General features: G+C 74.9%; 11 protein-coding genes and 1 pseudogene. 7 read left to right on the top strand and 5 right to left on the bottom strand.

Going from position 1 to position 15967, the window contains the following annotated elements; all coding sequences use genetic code 11:
- Positions 1 to 10: 10 nt before the first annotated feature.
- From KBX43_RS10155 to KBX43_RS10140, 4 genes and pseudogenes are all read left to right on the top strand, one after another.
- A complete protein-coding gene (locus KBX43_RS10155) occupies positions 11 to 1018 on the top strand; it encodes a cytochrome d ubiquinol oxidase subunit II (protein ID WP_210884192.1) in 1008 nt (335 codons plus the stop codon).
- On the top strand, positions 1015 to 2694 hold the full coding sequence (gene cydD / locus KBX43_RS10150; RefSeq protein WP_210884191.1) for a thiol reductant ABC exporter subunit CydD: 1680 nt from the start codon (positions 1015 to 1017) through the stop codon (positions 2692 to 2694). The genes KBX43_RS10155 and cydD overlap by 4 nt, the downstream gene beginning before the upstream one ends.
- Positions 2637 to 4433 (top strand): annotated as a pseudogene (gene cydC / locus KBX43_RS10145) (thiol reductant ABC exporter subunit CydC); the annotation flags it as partial. The gene cydD and the pseudogene cydC, both read left to right, overlap by 58 nt.
- A gap of 68 nt (positions 4434 to 4501) precedes the next feature.
- Complete coding sequence (locus tag KBX43_RS10140) at positions 4502 to 5185, top strand: permease prefix domain 1-containing protein (RefSeq protein WP_043326744.1); 684 nt, start codon at positions 4502 to 4504, stop codon at positions 5183 to 5185.
- Positions 5186 to 5233: 48 nt separating this feature from the next.
- On the opposite strand, the gene KBX43_RS10135 is transcribed toward KBX43_RS10140, so the two are convergent.
- Complete coding sequence (locus KBX43_RS10135) at positions 5234 to 5575, bottom strand: PadR family transcriptional regulator (RefSeq protein WP_043326746.1); 342 nt, start codon at positions 5573 to 5575, stop codon at positions 5234 to 5236.
- Between the two features lie 115 nt (positions 5576 to 5690).
- Between KBX43_RS10135 and KBX43_RS10130 the strand changes: the two genes are divergently transcribed.
- From KBX43_RS10130 to KBX43_RS10120, 3 genes are all read left to right on the top strand, one after another.
- Complete coding sequence (locus KBX43_RS10130; RefSeq protein ID WP_064447625.1) at positions 5691 to 6680, top strand: hypothetical protein; 990 nt, start codon at positions 5691 to 5693, stop codon at positions 6678 to 6680.
- A gap of 40 nt (positions 6681 to 6720) precedes the next feature.
- Positions 6721 to 9126 carry a transposase gene (locus tag KBX43_RS10125; protein WP_210884190.1) on the top strand — a complete coding sequence of 802 codons (2406 nt, stop codon included), beginning with the start codon at positions 6721 to 6723 and terminating at the stop codon, positions 9124 to 9126.
- Between the two features lie 134 nt (positions 9127 to 9260).
- Positions 9261 to 10481, top strand: a complete 1221-nt coding sequence (locus KBX43_RS10120; RefSeq protein ID WP_210884188.1) for an ABC transporter substrate-binding protein — start codon at positions 9261 to 9263, stop codon at positions 10479 to 10481.
- A 120-nt stretch (positions 10482 to 10601) separates the two neighbouring features.
- Here KBX43_RS10120 and KBX43_RS10115 read toward each other — a convergent pair whose 3' ends face one another.
- The 4 genes from KBX43_RS10115 to KBX43_RS10100 all read right to left on the bottom strand — a co-directional run bounded on the left by KBX43_RS10115 (position 10602) and on the right by KBX43_RS10100 (position 15741).
- On the bottom strand, positions 10602 to 11195 hold the full coding sequence (locus KBX43_RS10115; protein WP_030501201.1) for an ATP/GTP-binding protein: 594 nt from the start codon (positions 11193 to 11195) through the stop codon (positions 10602 to 10604).
- A gap of 1 nt (position 11196) precedes the next feature.
- Entirely contained in the window at positions 11197 to 11574 is a 378-nt protein-coding gene (locus tag KBX43_RS10110) for a DUF742 domain-containing protein (RefSeq protein ID WP_030501200.1), read from the bottom strand.
- A gap of 100 nt (positions 11575 to 11674) precedes the next feature.
- Positions 11675 to 12079 (bottom strand): roadblock/LC7 domain-containing protein, encoded by a 405-nt coding sequence (locus KBX43_RS10105; RefSeq protein ID WP_013283992.1) that lies wholly within the window; start codon positions 12077 to 12079, stop codon positions 11675 to 11677.
- Entirely contained in the window at positions 12076 to 15741 is a 3666-nt protein-coding gene (locus KBX43_RS10100; protein ID WP_064447624.1) for a sensor histidine kinase, read from the bottom strand. Before KBX43_RS10100 ends, KBX43_RS10105 begins: the two co-directional genes overlap by 4 nt.
- Between the last annotated feature and the right edge of the window lie 226 nt (positions 15742 to 15967).

Raw genomic sequence — 15967 nt, 5'->3', positions numbered from 1 at the left:
GGAGCCCGCCGTGGAACTCGCCTGGTACGCCCTGCTCGGCCTCTTCTTCGCCACCTACCTCGTGCTCGGCGGCTACGACTACGGCGTCGGCCTGCTGCTGGCCCGGCGCGGCCCGACGCCGGGCAGCCGAGCCACGCTCGCCGCGCTCGGGCCGTTCTTCCTCGGCAACGAGGTCTGGCTGGTGGCGGCCGTCGGCATCCTGTTCGGCGCGTTCCCCCGGCTGGAGGGCGAGCTGCTCTCCGGCTTCTATCCGGCGGTGCTCGCCGCGCTGGCCGGGGTGGTGCTGGTGACCGCCGGGGTGCAGTTGCGCAGCCGCCCGGTCTCCGGAACGGCGCGCGCCGGCTGGGACCGGGTGGTGGTGGTCGGCAGCGTGCTCGCCGCGCTGGGCTGGGGCGGGGTGCTCGGCGGGCTGCTCCAGGGCGTGCCGCTGAGCGCCGACGGGCACGTGGTCGGTGTCGGTCATCTCGCCACCCCGTTCGTCGCCGCCGCGGGGCTGGCCCTGCTGGCGCTGGTGGCGGTGCACGGTGCGACGTTCCTCACGCTCCGGCTGCCCACCGCCGACGCCCCGGCGCTCGCCCGGCTGGCGAGCGCCCTGGTGCCCGCCGCACTCGTCGCCGTCGGCGCGGCCACCGTCCTGGGCGTGCTCTCCGATCGGGTACGCGCCGCGGTGGCGCGCCCGGCTGTGGCCGTACTCCTGCCGTTGGCGCTCGTGGCCGCGCTGCTGACGGCCCGCGCGGCGCTGCGGCGGGGCCGGGCCGGTGTGGCCTTCGCCGCGACCGCGACGGCGCTGGCGCTGCCCGCGCCGCTGGTCGGGGCCGCGCTCTGGCCCCGGATCCTGGTCTCCACGGCCGACCCGGCAGCCTCGCTGACGGTGGCCGAGGCGGCCGCCGGCCGTCCGACGCTGGCACTGTTGGGATGGCTCGCGTTACCGCTCGTGCCGGCCCTACTAGGCTTTCAGGCGATGTGCTGGTGGGTGTTCCGGGGACGGATCGACGGCAGGGCACCGGTGTACTGGTGAACCGCCGCCCGTTCGACCCGCGTCTGCTGCGTCGGGTCCCCGCGGCCCGGCGCGACCTCGCCGTGCTCGCGGCGCTGGGCGGGCTGACCGCGCTGCTGGTGATCGCCCAGGCGACCGCGCTGGCGACGCTGCTGGCCACCGCGTTCGACGGACGGCTGCACCGGCCGGCGCTGGCCGGTCTCGTGGCGGCGGTCGCCGGGCGGGCGCTGGTGAGCTGGGCGCAGGGCACAGTGGCGGCGCGGGCCGCCGCGACGGTCAAGGCTGCGCTGCGCGCCGACCTGCTGGGCGCGGTCGGCCGGCACGGTCCCACCTGGGTCGCCGGGCAGCGGGCCGGGCAGCTCGCCACGCTGGCCGGGCGCGGGCTGGACGCGCTGGACCCCTACTTCACCGGCTACCTGCCGCAGCTCGTGCTGAGCGTCATGGTGCCGGTGGCGGTGCTGGCCCGGATCGTGTTCGCCGACTGGAGCTCGGCGCTGATCATCGCGCTCACCATCCCGCTCATCCCGATCTTCGGCGCGCTGCTCGGCTGGCAGGCGCAGGCCGCCACCGAACGGCAGTGGCGCCGGTTGTCGCTGCTCGGCGGGCACTTCCTCGACATGGTGGCCGGGCTGCCCACGCTGCGCGCGTTCGGCCGTTCCCGGGGCCAGGTCGACGTGGTCCGCCGGATGGCCGACGGCCACCGCCAGGCCACCATGAAGACGCTGCGCATCGCGTTCCTGTCCGCGCTGGTGCTGGAACTGGTCGCCACGCTCTCCGTCGCGCTCGTCGCGGTGCCGGTCGGCATCCGGCTGCTCGGCGGCGGCCTCACGCTCTCCACCGCGCTGCTGGTGCTGCTGCTCACCCCGGAGGCGTACCTGCCGTTGCGTGCGGCGGGCAGCCGGTTCCACGCCAGCATGGAAGGGCTCACCGCGCTGGACGAGGCGCTGACGCTCTCCGCCACCGACGCGCCCGCCACCACCGAACCCCGCCGTCCCACGCCGGGCGGCCGGGGCGAGATCCGCTTCGAGGGCGTGAGCGTCGCGTACGACCGGACCACAGCGCTGCGCGACGTCACGCTGACCATCCGGCCCGGCGACCGGATCGCCGTCATCGGGCCCAGCGGCGCGGGCAAGAGCACGCTGCTCAACCTGCTGCTCGGCTTCGTCGCACCGATCTCCGGCCGGGTCACCGTCGACGGCGTGGACCTGGCCGGGGCCGACCTGGACGCCTGGCGGCGCGAACTGGCGTGGGTGCCGCAGCGGGCGCACCTGTTCGCCGGGTCGCTCGCCGACAACATCCGCCTCGGCGCGCCGGACACCCCGGACGACGTGCTCGCCGCCGCGGTCGCCGACGCCGCGCTGGACGAGGTGGTCGACGCCCTGCCCGACGGGCTGGACACCCGCCTCGGCGAACGCGGCCACGGCCTGTCCAGCGGTCAGCGGCAGCGGGTCGCGCTCGCCCGCGCGTTCCTGCGGGACGCGCCGATCGTGCTGCTCGACGAGCCGACCGCGCGACTGGACTCCGCCAGCGAGGCGGTCGTGCTGGACGCCACACGGCGGCTGGTCGCCGGACGTACCGCGCTGCTCGTCGCGCACCGGCCCGCGCTGCTCGCCGACGCCGACCGGATCCTGCGCGTCGAGGACGGCCGGGTCACCGAACTGCACCCGACCGCCACCGGGCCGGGAGTGGCCCGATGATCCCCGGCGCGGAACGGGCGGTGCTGCGCCTGGCCCGGCCGTACCTGAGCCGGCTGCTCGGCGCCGGGCTGCTCGCCGCCGCCACCGAATTCGCCGGCCTGGCGCTGATGGCCACCGCCACCTGGCTGCTGATGAGCGCGGCGGGCCGCCCGCCGCTGGACCGGCTGACGGTGGCCATCGTCGCGGTCCGGGCGCTGGCGGTCAGCCGGGGCGTGCTGCGGTACACCGAACGGCTCGCCGGGCACGACGCCGTGCTCCGCATGATCACCGACGTACGGGCCCGGGTGTTCGCCACGCTCGCCGCCCGGCGCGACGCCGGCCGGCGTACCGGGGACGCGCTGAGCCGGCTGGTGTCGGACGTGGAGGCGGCCCAGGACCTGCTCCTGCGCGTGCTCGTGCCGGGCGCGGCCGCGGCGGTGGTCAGCGTGCTCGCGGTCGGCGTCGCCGCGCTGATCTCACCGCCGGCCGCCGGTGTGCTCGCGATCGGCCTGCTGGTGGCCGGCGTGGCGCTGCCCGCGCTGGCCACCCGGCTCACCCGCCGCGCCGCCGACGAGGTCGCCCCGCTGCGCGGCGCGCTCGCGGTGGACGCGGTCGACCTCACCCACGGCGCCGCCGACCTGGCCGCGTTCGGGGCCACCGGCGCCGCGCTCGCCGCCGCCGAGAACCGGGGCGCGCGGCTGGCGAAGCTGGAACGCCGGCTCGCCGCTACCGGCTTCGCGGTGGACGCGACCGGCGTACTCGTGGGTGGCCTCACCGCCGCCGCGGTGGTGGCCGTCGCGCTGCGGGCCGGGGTCGGCGGGGTGCTCGTCGGCGTCCTCGCGGTCGGGTCGCTCGCCGCCGTGGAGGTGGCCCTCGCGCTGGTCGCGGCGGCCCGCCAGCGCGCCCAGCTCCGGACCGGGCTGGCCCGGGTGGCCGACCTGCTGGCCGAGCCCGCCGCCACGGCGCCGCCGGCGAGCGCGCCGGAGCCCGCGATCGACGGCCACGACGTACGGTTCGCCGACGTGACTGTGCGCTACCGGACCGGGGCCGCCCCCGCGCTGGCCGATTTCGACCTCGACCTGCCGGCCGGCCGCCGGGTGGCGGTGGTCGGGCCGAGCGGCGCCGGCAAGAGCACGCTCGCCGCCGTGCTCACCGGCGCGGTACGCCCCGACACCGGCCGGGTCACCGTAGGCGGCGTGCCGGTGGCCGGGATCCCGGACGAGCACCTGCCCCGGGTGGTCGGCGGCCTGCTCGCCGAGGCGTACGTCTTCCACGCCACGGTCAAGGAGAACCTGCTCCTCGGCCGTCCGGACGCCACCGAGGCGGACCTGGTCGCCGCGACCCGGGCGGCCGGCCTGCTCGACTGGGTACGCGAACAGCCCGACGGCTGGGACACAGTGGTCGGCGAGCAGGGCGGGCAGCTCTCCGGCGGGCAGCGGCAGCGCCTCGCGCTGGCCCGCGCGCTGCTGGCCGCCCCGCCGGTGCTGGTGCTCGACGAGCCGACCGAAGGGCTCGACCCGGCCGCCGCCGACGCGGTGCTGGACTCCACGCTCGCCGCCACCCCGGCCGGGCACTCGGTGCTGCTGATCAGCCACCGGCTCAGCGGCCTGGCCGGACTGGACGAGATCGTGGTGCTCGACGGCGGCCGGGTGGTACAGCGCGGCCGGCACGACGAACTGGTGGCACACCCCGGCTGGTACCGGGAGCAGTGGCTGCGGCAGCAGACGGCCGAACGCGGCTACCTGGCGGTCACGCCGTAGCGCGCGCTGAATCCGATCGGGGTTTTCCCTGACGCGGTAGCCCGTCCCCCGATGGCAGGCTTGTGCGCATGCGGGTCCATGACGAGGCGGTGGTCGACCGCCGGCTGCGCGAGCTGTCCGGGCGCCTGTACGGGCCGGACCGGCTCAAGGCCGACCTGCTGACCGAGACGCGGCACGCGCTGGAGGACGCCGTCGAGGCGTACCGGGAGGAGGGCCTGCCGCGCGCGGAGGCGGAGCGGCGGGCGGTCGCCGAGTTCGGCAGCGACCGGCAGCTCGTGCCGGAGTTCCAGGCCGAGCTGGCCACCGGCGCGCTGCGCGGGCTGGCGCTGCGCACGCTCCTGATCTCGGTGGTGCTGATCGCCGCCGGTGACCTGACCTGGCAGGGGTCGAGCTGGAGCGGCGGTCCCCCGCCGCCGGCGAGCTACCTGCTGCTCTCCGCCGGGCTGAACGTCATCTGGGGCGTGATCGCCGCGCTGGCGCTGGCCGCGTTGCTCGTCGGCCCGCTCACCGCCCGGTGGGGGTCGCCCCGGCTCGTCCGTCCGGCCCGGCTGATCGGTTTCGGTCTGACCGGCGCCCTGGCGCTCGGCGTGACCGCCGGCGGCGCGCTGTTCGGCTGGTCGGTCGGGCTGTGGGACGCCGCGCTCACCTGGCCCCCGATGATCATCGGGGCGACGGTGGTGTCCGCGGCCTGGTTCGCACTGGTCCGGGCCGCCCGCTGCTGGGTGCTCGCCGAGCGGCGGTTGGCCGGCTGAGCCGGTCGGCCGCCTGAGCGGCCGGCCCACCGGTCCGGCCGGCGGGGTTCAGGCCGGGGCCGTGGGCGGTTCGTCCGCCCCGAGGAACCGGCCGACGGTGGCGCTGAACTCGCGCCAGCCGGCCCGCTCCCCCACCAGCGCCCGGCCACCGGCCTCGGTCAGCTCGTAGGTGCGGCGTTCCCGGCCGTTGACTGTGCTCCACGTGCTCGCCACCAGCCCGGCCCGCTCCAGCCGGCGCAGCGCCGGATAGATGGTGCCGGTGGGCAGATCCAGCGTCCCGCCGCTGCGGGCACGCAACGCCTCGATGATCGCGTAGCCGTGTCTCGGGCCCTGTTCCAGCACGGCGAGCAGCAGCGCGTCGAGGTGGCCGTGCAGCGCCTGCGCCTTCATGCGTAGCAACGCTACTTGTCGATCCTCCGGAACGCCAAGGGGTGCGGCTCCCGGCCGCAACGGTTCGCCCACTAGGGTATGTGCGCAGAGTCACTCGGCGGCGCGACGCCGCCGGGTGGGCAACCGAACGCACACGGAGGTCAGCGTGGCCCGCCAGTCGCCCCAACGGCCCGACGCCGACGAGCCCGAGCTCGACGACACCGACGCGCCCGCCGCAGCCGACGAGGTCGAGGCGGACCGCCCGCCGGCGGACCGCGCGCTCTGGGACGAGGTGCGGATCGACCCGGTGGAGATCGCGCTGCCCGCCGGCACCGGCTTCACGCTGCGGGCGTACCGGCCGGCGCGCGAGCTGACCCCGACCGACGTCGCCGAGCGCGACCAGGACGACCCCTTCCTGGCCCGCCGCCAGGTCGTCGAGACCGAGGACGACGAGGAGGTGGTGATCCTCGACGAGGAGTTCGCCGCCCTCTCCGCCGAGGAGGACGACGAGGACGACGACAAGGCCGAGAAGGCCGCCAAGGGGCGCCGCAAGGGCGAGGCGGACGACGACGCGACCGAGGACAAGGCCGAGTCCGAGGACGAAGAGGACGACGACGAGGACGAGGACGCCGCGGGCGACGAGGAGGTGCCGGTCTTCCTCACCCACAAGGGCCGGCTCCTGCTGTTCAAGACCCCGGAGTCATTGGTCTCTTTCATCCGTTCCGGCGCGCCCAACGACCTGTCCCAACTGGACAGCTGGAATGAATTGTCCGAACGGCTGGAACCGGCCGACATCGCCCCGCTGGACGAGGACACCTACGAACTCGACCTGGTGGTGGAGAACCTGCGCGGCGGCCACGACGCATGGGACCACGAGCTACTCATCGAAGCTGGTGAGATCGCCCGTGACCTGGCGTACGCGCTGCGGCTACCAGCCGTGCTGGACATGCTCTCCGCCGGCTCGAGCCTGGACGATCTGGACGAGGCGCTGCGGGCTTCCGTCAACGGCGGAATCGGTGGTTTCCTGGGTCGGCGCCGGCTGAAGAAAATCGGGGCACAAACCGCAAGTTTGGGTTGGCGCACCATTGTCGGCAAGATCTCTGCGGTTGTGGACTGGCGCGACTGACCCGGAGCGGGGAGCATCAGTCTCTGGCAGAGCAAGACCTGTGTCCCGGGAGGAGGACGACGCCGTGGCGCTCGTGCGCGTGTACTGCGGTCTGGCCTCGGCAGATCCGGCCGACCGAACGGCTTCGGCCGGAACGACGCTGACGTCCGCTGTGGTCGACGACGCAGGCCGTCTGCTGCACGTATGTGAGATCGCCGACGAGGCCGCCGGGTACGCCCAGCTGGTCGCGCTGCTGGTGGAGCGGTCCGGCGGTCCGAGCGGCGCGGCCATCGCCGCGGACAGCGACGACCACATCGTCACCTCGCTGCTGAGCGCCGCCGGCCGTCCGCTGGCGATCGCCGACGACGACTCGGTCGACGACTTCGCCGAGCGCTTCGCCGACGACGACTCCCTGGAGGAGATGCAGTCCCCGCCCGCCGAGCGCCGCGCGGTCGGGCTGGCCCGCGCGCTGCAGGCCGGCGCGCTCTCCGCGGTGACCCTCCCGGCGCCGCGTGAGCTAGCCGGATACACGCAGGTCCTGGCCGCGCACGCGGCGCTGGCGAGCGGCCGGCACTCGGCCGCGGTGACGCTGCGCGAGGTGCTCCGCGAGCTCTACCCGGCCGCGCTGCGCGCGTATCCGGACCCGGCGGACCGGGTCGCCCTCGCGGTTCTCGACGCGCTGCCCGAGCCGGGGATGCTCACCGGTTCCGCGGCCCGTGGCCGCGACGGCGGGCTGACCGCCGACGCGGTGGTCGCGCAGCTGGCCGCCGAGGGTCTGGCGGACGCGGGCGACATCTCCGACGCGGTGACCGCGCTGCGGGTCGCCATCTCCGAGACACCCCGGCGGGCCACCGTCAACCGGACGCTCACCGCCGCCGTCGCCGAGACGGTACGGCAGGCGGTCGCCTCGGTCCGGACCTGTGACGCCGGATGCGACGCGCTCGTGGGCGCGCTCGCCGAACGCACCGCTCCCGCGCCCGCCACCGGCCGCCGGGCCGCCGCCCGACGCGGTGAGCAGGTCGACGAGCTGGCCCCGGCCACCGACCTGCGCGCGGTGCGGCCGGTCCAGCCGGAGCCGGCCGCCGAGCCGGCACACCGTGGTCGTCCCGAGCCGGCCGGCGCACCCGAGCCGGCCGGACGGCGCAGCCGCCCGGAGCCGATTCCCGGCGGGCGCCGCGGCCGGCCCGAGCCGGTCTCCGGCCCGGCCGCCACGACGACGCCCCGGCCGCTCGCCCCGCCACCCGTCGCTCCCGCCCCGGTCACGCCTCCGCCGGTCGCTCCGGCCCCGGTGACTCCCGTGGCTCCGGCTGCCTCGCTGGGCCGTCCGGCCTCCGCGCCGCCGTCCCGGCCCGAGCCGACCGGCGCGCCGCTGCCGTCGCGGGTGGACGGACCCACCAACCGGCCCATCTCCGCGCCTCCGCCGCCGCCGCCCGGCATCACCCCGATCGCCCCGTCGCCGCGCGGCGCCGTGCCGCCGGCCGAGGCCGGCGAGCCGTTCCGGCCGACGCTGACCACCGCGGCGATCAACAAGGCGCGGGCGGAGCGGCAGCGCACCGTCATCCCGCCCCGCCCGAAGACCAATCCGCACCAGGAACCGCCGACCGGCGGGTTCAGCGCCACCGACCTGAGCATCCCGGTGCCGGCCCCGCGCCCGCCGGCGCCGGAGGCAGCCCCGCCGGGTTCCCGGGCGAACTGGCCGCTCGTGAACAACGAGGACGACACCGCCCGGGAGCGGGAGGGCACCACCTACCCGTACGGACGGGGCGTGGACGCGCCGAGCGACCCGGGCCGGGTCACGCCGCCGTGGCTCGCCGACGACCTTCCGCAGGAGCCGCCGATGCTGCGGCTGGTGGAGCCTCCGCCGCTGGCCGACCGGGCGCTGCGCGACGAGATGAGCCGGTCGGCCGCCGATCCCGGGCTGGACACGCCGCCGCTGCGTCTGGTCGACCAGGGCGACCCGGGCCGCGTGCCCATGACCGCCCCGCCCGAGCGGCGTCCCGCGCCGAAGGAGCACCGGCCGCCGCCGGTCTCCGACGACGGCGACGGTGACCTGCTGATCTTCGCGCAGGCCAAGTCCGCCTGGTTCGTCGGGCACGGGGACGAGGCCGACCTGGAGTGGTCCAGCACCGCTGACACCGGCTGGCAGGCGGCCGAGCAGGCCGCCCGCCCGTCCGTCGGCGCGGAGACCAAGGCCGGCCTGCCGAAGCGGGTGCCGCAGGCCAACCTGGTGCCGGGCTCCCCGCTGCGCGAGGAGCGTCCCCTGCGGATCGTCCGGAACGCGGCGAGCCTGGCCGAGAACACCACCGGATACTTCCGGGGCTGGCGGCGTGGCCAGGAGATCGGCGGCTTCGCCGTGGGCGGCCGTCCGGGCCGTGAGGCGGCCGGCGGCTGGGACTTCACCCGCGACACCGGGGACCGCGAGGACGACCGGGAGTACGAGTACCGCTCGGCCGGTTACCGCTCCTGATCAGAGTCCGCCAGGCCCACGAGTGGGGTGTTTCATCCCACACCTGGGCGATTTGACGCTGAGCTGGACCGGCCGGGAACATACCCGGCGGACCAGCGGCGGCGCCTGTTCGCCGGGGTGGGAAGGCGATTCCAATGGCGACACCGGCGTTCGACTCCACTGTGCTCACCCGGCGGGGCGTCCTCGCCGCCGCGGCCGGGAGCCTGCTGCTGGCAGGCTGCGCGCCGCAGGGCCAGCGGCCGGAGGACGGCCCGTCCAGCAGCGCGCCGAGCGACCAGGATCTGATCGTCGGGGCGAGCCTGGAGCTGACCGGCGCGGGATCGGTGCTCGGCGTCGCCCAGCGGCAGGCCCTGCAGCTCACCGCCGACTCGCTCAACCGCACCGGCATCCCGGTCGGGAACCTGGTCCGGTCGGTCCGGCTCCAGATCCTGGACAACGGCAGCAACCCGCAGGTCGCCGCCCGGCATGCCGCCGAGCTGACCCGGGCCGGCGCGCAGGCCCTGATCGGCGGCGTGCTCGGCGAGACCTCCGTCGCCCTGGCGACGGCCGCCCAGCAGGTCAAGACGCCGTTCCTCTCGCTCGGTTACGGTGACCGCATCGTGCTGCCGCTCGACGAGCGCACGTTCACCTACAAGCTCACGCCGGACGCCGTGGACATGGCACGCCGCCTGGTGGAGCTGTTCGAGTCCATGAAGGTCCGGAAGGTGTCCCTGCTGGCCGCCGACGGGCTGCACGGCGACTCAGGTGTGCGGGCGATGCGGGAGGCGCTCGCGGACAGCAGCACCGACCTGGCCCGCACGGTGCGCCTGCCGGCGACCGGCCGGCGCTTCCGCGCCGCCGCCGACCGCGTCGCGGGTGGCGAGCGGGACGGCGTGGTCGTCTGGGCCACCGCGCCGGACTCCGGCGCCGCGGCACGGGAGCTGCGCGCCGCCGGGCACCGCGGCCCGATCTTCTTCGACGCCGGCGCGGTCGCCGACGACACCGTGCAGGGGGCCAACGCCGCCGCCGTGGAGGGCGCATACGCCGTGCACCCGGCCTGCCTGGACATCTCCGCGGTGACCGCCACCACCACGGCGCAGCTGGCCCGGCGGGACTTCGCCACCCGCTACACCCAGCGGCACGGCGGCAGCCCCGGCTTCGCCCCGTACGCCTCGGACGCCCTCCAGCTCCTCGCGTGGTCGGCGCGGATGGCGACGAGCCTGGACCGGGGCCGCCTGCGGGCGCTGCTCCAGGCGCAGGCGGTCCAGGGCATCGCGGGCGGGTACGCGTTCACCGCCGCGCGGCACGGTGGCATGGAACCCGACTCGCTCGCCGTCTACCAGGTCTACCGGGGCGGCTGGACGCGTCTCGGCTGACCCGGAGCGCCGCCCGGCGATTCCTTCCTGGAGGTCACCGGGCGACCGCGTACCGTGTCCGTCCCCGGACGGCAAGAAGCGCCCAGTGGCCTCAGGCCGCCGGGCGCTTCCGCGCGTCGGTCAGGCGGGTGCGACGGCCCGCGAGCGCCGCATGGTGAGCACGTACTCGACCAGCGAGATCAGCACGTGCTTCGTGGACTCCCGGTTACGGGCGTCGCACGGCACCACCGGCACGTCGCGGGAGATCGCCAGCGCGTCCCGGACGTCCTGCGGATCGTGGTACTGCATGCCGTCGAAGCAGTTGATGGCCACCAGGTACGGCAGCCGCCGGTGCTCGAAGAAGTCGATGGCGGCGAAGCAGTCGGCGAGCCGCCGGGTGTCGACCAGCACCACAGCGCCGATCGCACCCCGGACCAACTCGTCCCACATGAACCAGAACCGCGTCTGACCCGGCGTACCGAACAGGTACAGGATCAGATCCCGGTCGATCGAGATACGACCGAAGTCCATCGCCACCGTGGTCGTCGTCTTGCCCGGCACCTGCCGGGTGTCGTCGACGCCGACACCGGCGGAGGTCATGATCGCCTCGGTGGTCAGCGGCGTGATCTCGGAGACCGAGCCGACCAGCGTCGTCTTGCCGACGCCGAACCCACCGGCGATAACGATCTTCGCCGACGTCACTCGGCCGCTCGGGGCCGGCGGCCGGTGCGACATGTCAGAGCCTGCGAAGTCCACTCAGCACCCTCTCCAGCAGTTCAGTGCCCACCGCGTCGTCGGAGTCGTCCAAAATGGTCGGCTCGTGGACCGCGACCAGGCCGTCCGTCGCCATGTCGGCGATGAGCACCCGGGCCACGCCGAGCGGAAGCTGCATCCGCGCCGCGATTTCGGCGAGCGACTGCACACGTCCGTCACACAACGCGGCGATGTACTGGTGTTCACGACCGTGGCCACCATTGCCAGTGGCAACCGCTCGGCCGCGCACCGTCGTCTCGACGAGCGCCTCCAGGGCGATGTCGAGCCGGGGACGGGTACGACCACGGGTGACGGCGTACGGCCGGACCAATGCGCCGGTCGGCTCGTCACGATCCGCCATGTCGCCGCTCACCTCCCTCGTACCCGGCACCGGCTCGCCCCGGTGACATCCGTCGCTGTCGTTGTTGTTCCCGCACCTGACCCACCGGCCAGCGCGTCATTCAGCCCATCATCCCCACAGCCGTGCGCGGCTGCGGCGTCAGGGCATCGCCCACCCGGTCCACGAGCAGGGCCATCTCGTACCCGACCTGACCCACGTCGCAGCTCCGCGCCGCCAGCACCGCGAACGACGAACCGTCGGAGATGGACATCAGGAACAGGAATCCGTTGTCCATCTCGACGACTGTCTGCAACACCGCTCCGCCCTCGAAGCAGCGGGCCGCGCCCTGGGTCAGGCTGACCAGACCGGACGCGATCGCGGCGAGCTGGTCGGCGCGGTCCCGCGGAAGGTCACGGGACGAGGCGAGAAGCAGGCCGTCGGCCGAGACCGCGACCGCGTGCGCCACACCGGGCACCCGGTCGGCGAAGTTGGCGAGCAGCCATCCGAGATCCTGCGTAGTAGTCATCCTTGTTGCTCCTTCTGCCCGCTCCCGGCCACCGGGCCTGAGCCAGACTGCGAGGACTGCTGCCCGCCCGGAGTGCCCTCCGGGCCGGTCGTGTTGCTGTCGGTGTTACGCCCGCGCTGCACGCCCCGATGGTAGGCCGACAGCAGGCCCCGGACGCCTTCCGGCGTCCGCCGCTGCACCGAGGCAGAAGGCTTGTCGATGCTGCCGGGCACGAGCTGCGCCATCGGCTTCCGCTTCGGCAGGCCCTTCTGGGTGGTCTCCGCGACCGGCACCTCGGTGGCCGCCGAGGCGGCGCGCCAGCCGTCGTCGGCCGCGGTCTGCCAGGGCGAGGACTGCGGCGACGCGGTCGGCTGCCGGGTGGGCAGCCCTCCGCCGTACGCGGGACGGGTGTTCCCGTTCGCCGCGCCGTTGTCACGCGGTGCTCCGCCGGCCGTCGGAGTGTGTGCCATCGGTGCGTTACCTGTCGTCGCGGGTGTCGGCTGCGGCACGGGCCGGCCGGCGGTGTCCACCTTGGCGAACTGCTGGGTGGCGTCGCCGCCGTTCGTCGTCGGGGCCGGGGCCGCCGCCTCCTCGTGGGGCCCGGGCCGGCGGGTACGGAACCACGCCGACTCGAGCTCCCGGAAGATCGGCAGCTCCATCGTCTCGTCGGCGTACCGCTGGCGGTTGCCCTGCTGCTGCGCTGCCGGGCCCGGTCGCGCCGCCGGGGCGGCAGCCGGCCGGTTGGTCGCCGGGGTGGCAGCCGGCTGGTTCGTCGCCGGGCCGGCGGCCGACGGCTGGCCGGTCGCGGGCTGCGCGGTGGCCGGCATCTCCGTGCGCGGCACCCGGGGCAGCTCGGTGGTCATGTCCATGCCGCTGGTGGGCCGTTCCGGCGCCGCGGGGGCCGGGGCCGGAGTGACCGGCGGCCAGACCGGCGGCGCACCGACGCCCGGCCCAGGCGTCACCGGTCGCGCCGGCAGCTGGTTCGCCGGCGGCGCGGAGACCTGGTAACCGGCGGCCGGCTGGCCGGAGACCGGCGCGGCCGACGTGGGCTGCCCGGAGACCGGCGTGGCGGAGACCGGACGGCCCGTGTACGGGTCGCCGGAGACCGGCGCCGCGGAGACCGGACGGCCGGAGAACGGGTCGCCGGAGACCGGGGCGGCCGAGACCGGACGGTACGGCAGCGGGTTGCCGGCGGCCGGGGCGCCGGAGACCGGCGGCAGCGGCGGCGCCGACACCGGCGGGACCGGCGGCGCGGAGACCGGCGGCGGGCTGTAGGGCCGCGCTTCGGGGCTGCTCGGCAGCTGGCGCGGGATCGCCGGCTGCTGGCCGCTGGTGCCCGGGTCGCCCTCGGCCGGGTTGCGCCGCTGGGGCAGCGGCTCGAACCCGGAACCGGACGAGGGCCGGGAGCCGAACCCGCCGTCCCCGTCGCCCGGGTTGGCGCCGGTCAGGTCGGACCAGGCCGGCATGGCGCGAGCGCCACCGGCGTTCGCCGGGGTGCCCGAGCCGTTGCGCGGCGCCGGGTCGAAGGCGCGTCCGCCGAGCGTGACCTGGTTGCCGGAGGCGCCCGGGTGCGGGGCCGGCGGCAGGCTCTGCGGGTTGTTGTTGCCGAAAGCGGCCAGGGCGCCGAAGGCGGGCGTCGGTCCGCTCTGCTGCGGGGCGGCGGGCGGCAGGGCCGGCGCGCCCGGACCACGGCCGGCCAGGGCACGCGGCACCAGGACCGTGGTGGGCAGCGTCACGTCGGCGACGGTGCCCCGGTCGGTGCCCGGTCGCAGCTCGACCCGGACGCCGTGGCGGGCGGCCAGCCGCGCCACCACGACCAGGCCCATCATCCGGGAGACCGCGACGTCCACCTGCGGCGGCGTGGCCAGCCGCTCGTTGAGGTCCCGGAGCTGCTCCGGGCTGATGCCGATGCCCCGGTCCTCCACGTAGAGGGAGGCACGGTCGCCGACCCGGCGGGCCTCCACCATGACCTGGGAGTCGGGCGGGGAGAACGCGGTCGCGTTGTCGAACAGCTCGGCGACCAGGTGCACGAGGTCGTTCACCGCGTGGGCGGCGACCTCGATGTCCCGGTCGATCACCCCGAACTCGATCCGGGTGTAGTGCTCGACCTCGGACTGGGCGGCGCGGAGCACGTCGATCAGGGCGGCGGGCTCGCGCTGCACACGCGTGGAGTCCGCGCCGGCGAGCACCAGCAGGTTCTCGTCGTTGCGGCGCATCCGGGTGGCGAGGTGGTCGAGCTGGAACAGCTCGGCCAGCCGGTCCGGGTCCTCCTCGCCGCGCTCCAGCCGGTCGAGGTGGCCGATCAGCCGGTCGACCAGGATCTGCGAGCGGCGGGCCAGGTTGACGAACATGGTCGCGACGGACGCCCGCAGGGCGGCCTGCTCGGCGGCGGTCCGGACGGCCTCCAGGTGGACGGCGTTGAACGCCTCGGTCACCTGGCCGAACTCGTCCTTGCTGCGCACCGGCAGCGGCTCGGCGATCTGGTTGGCCAGCTGCACCGGGGTGAGCTGGCCGGTCACCTGCGGGTCACGCAGCCGGGCGACGGCCTGCGGCAGCCCGTACTGGGCCACCGCCAGGGCGCCCTGGCGCAGGTCGCGCAGCGAGCGGGCCATCGAGCGGGCGACCAGGTACGCGAACAGGATGGCCAGCAGCAGCATGGTGAGCAGCAGGCCGGTCTCCAGGAACACCTGGCGCTGGGTGTCCGAGCGCAGCGCGTCGGCCTGCCGGACCACGTTGCCGTCGAGGCGGGACTCCACCGTCCGCATCAGCTTCGCGTTGGCGACCATGGCCTGGTCCCACTGGTCCGCGCCGAACTGGGCGTTCTCCATCGAGCCGCTGTTGTTGCCCGAGATGAAACTCGTGTAGAGCTCCGCCCGGCGCAGGTCCGGCCCGGAGACGGTCTGGTCGTAGAACAGCTTGTCCGGGTCGGTGGCTACCGCCTGGAACGTCGCGAACGCCTGCGACTGGCCGGTGCCGCTGGCGATGAACTGCTCGCGCAGCGCGGGGGTGTACTGGTTCTGGGTGATCGCCTGGTGGACGACCACGCGGCGCTGAGTCAGGAATTCCTTCTGCCGGGCGACAGCGGCCGCCGCGCGCATCCGGTCACTCAGGTCGTTGTCGCCGGCGAGCTGGGTGGCGGAGTCGCGGATCGCGAGCAGGTCCTCGATCAGCTGCCGGTAGGTCAGGTCGGCGTCATTGATCTTGAGCTTGCCGTTCAGCACCTGGCTGCGCGTCGCCGGGAGGTCCTTCAGCTGGGTGTCGATCGCGTCCAGCAGCCCGACGAAGTTGCGCGGCAGGTCGTCGATCTCGCCACGCTGCCGCAGGTACGGCGACTTCGCCTGGTCCACCCGCTGGTTGGCCCGGTTGTAGCCCTCCTGGTACTGCGCCCGGGTCTGGAACTCCTTCGCGCCGAGGAAGAGCACGGCGCCGACCCGCTCGTCCTGCACCGTGTCGATCAGGTCACCCGAGTAGCCGATCAGATTGGCCAGGTCCCCCGCACGGTTGGCATTGTTGAGCGTCTCCAGGTGGTCGACCAGACCACTGGTGCCCACCACGACCGTGGCGATGGTCGGCACGATCATGATCAGACCGAGCTTGGACCAGATCGGCATGTCGCGCAGCCGACTCATCGGCCGGCGCAGCCGCGACAGGAAGGAGCCCGCCGTCGTTGGCCGTTTGCTCACGTCACCGCCCTCGCATTACCGCGCCCGACGTCACCTGAGGGCAACGCCGAGCGACCGACCCGGCGGGTCGGACCTCCGAGATTCCATCACGCCGCCCCGCAAAGAGAAAGACCAGGTTGTCCCTCACCGGAGGTGTGATGAGATGTTGATGCAATTTGATAGCTATCCGTCTGGCCGGAGTCACTGAAGGTAATGGAACACCCGCATCGCGTTGTCCTGCTCGCTG

Source organism: Micromonospora sp. C41, from assembly GCF_018070485.1.
Taxonomy (GTDB): domain Bacteria; phylum Actinomycetota; class Actinomycetes; order Mycobacteriales; family Micromonosporaceae; genus Micromonospora; species Micromonospora chalcea.
Note: the sequence above shows the minus strand (reverse complement) of the source record. Positions and strands in the feature narration are given on the sequence as shown.

Bases quoted from the DNA above. Each gene is read 5' to 3' on its own strand.
- KBX43_RS10140 (WP_043326744.1), top strand. From the start codon at position 4,502: ATGCGGGTCCATGACGAGGCGGTGGTCGACCGCCGGCTGCGCGAGCTG.
- KBX43_RS10135 (WP_043326746.1), bottom strand. From the start codon at position 5,575: ATGAAGGCGCAGGCGCTGCACGGCCACCTCGACGCGCTGCTGCTCGCC.
- KBX43_RS10120 (WP_210884188.1), top strand. From the start codon at position 9,261: ATGGCGACACCGGCGTTCGACTCCACTGTGCTCACCCGGCGGGGCGTC.
- KBX43_RS10115 (WP_030501201.1), bottom strand. From the start codon at position 11,195: ATGTCGCACCGGCCGCCGGCCCCGAGCGGCCGAGTGACGTCGGCGAAG.
- KBX43_RS10110 (WP_030501200.1), bottom strand. From the start codon at position 11,574: ATGGCGGATCGTGACGAGCCGACCGGCGCATTGGTCCGGCCGTACGCC.
- KBX43_RS10105 (WP_013283992.1), bottom strand. From the start codon at position 12,079: ATGACTACTACGCAGGATCTCGGATGGCTGCTCGCCAACTTCGCCGAC.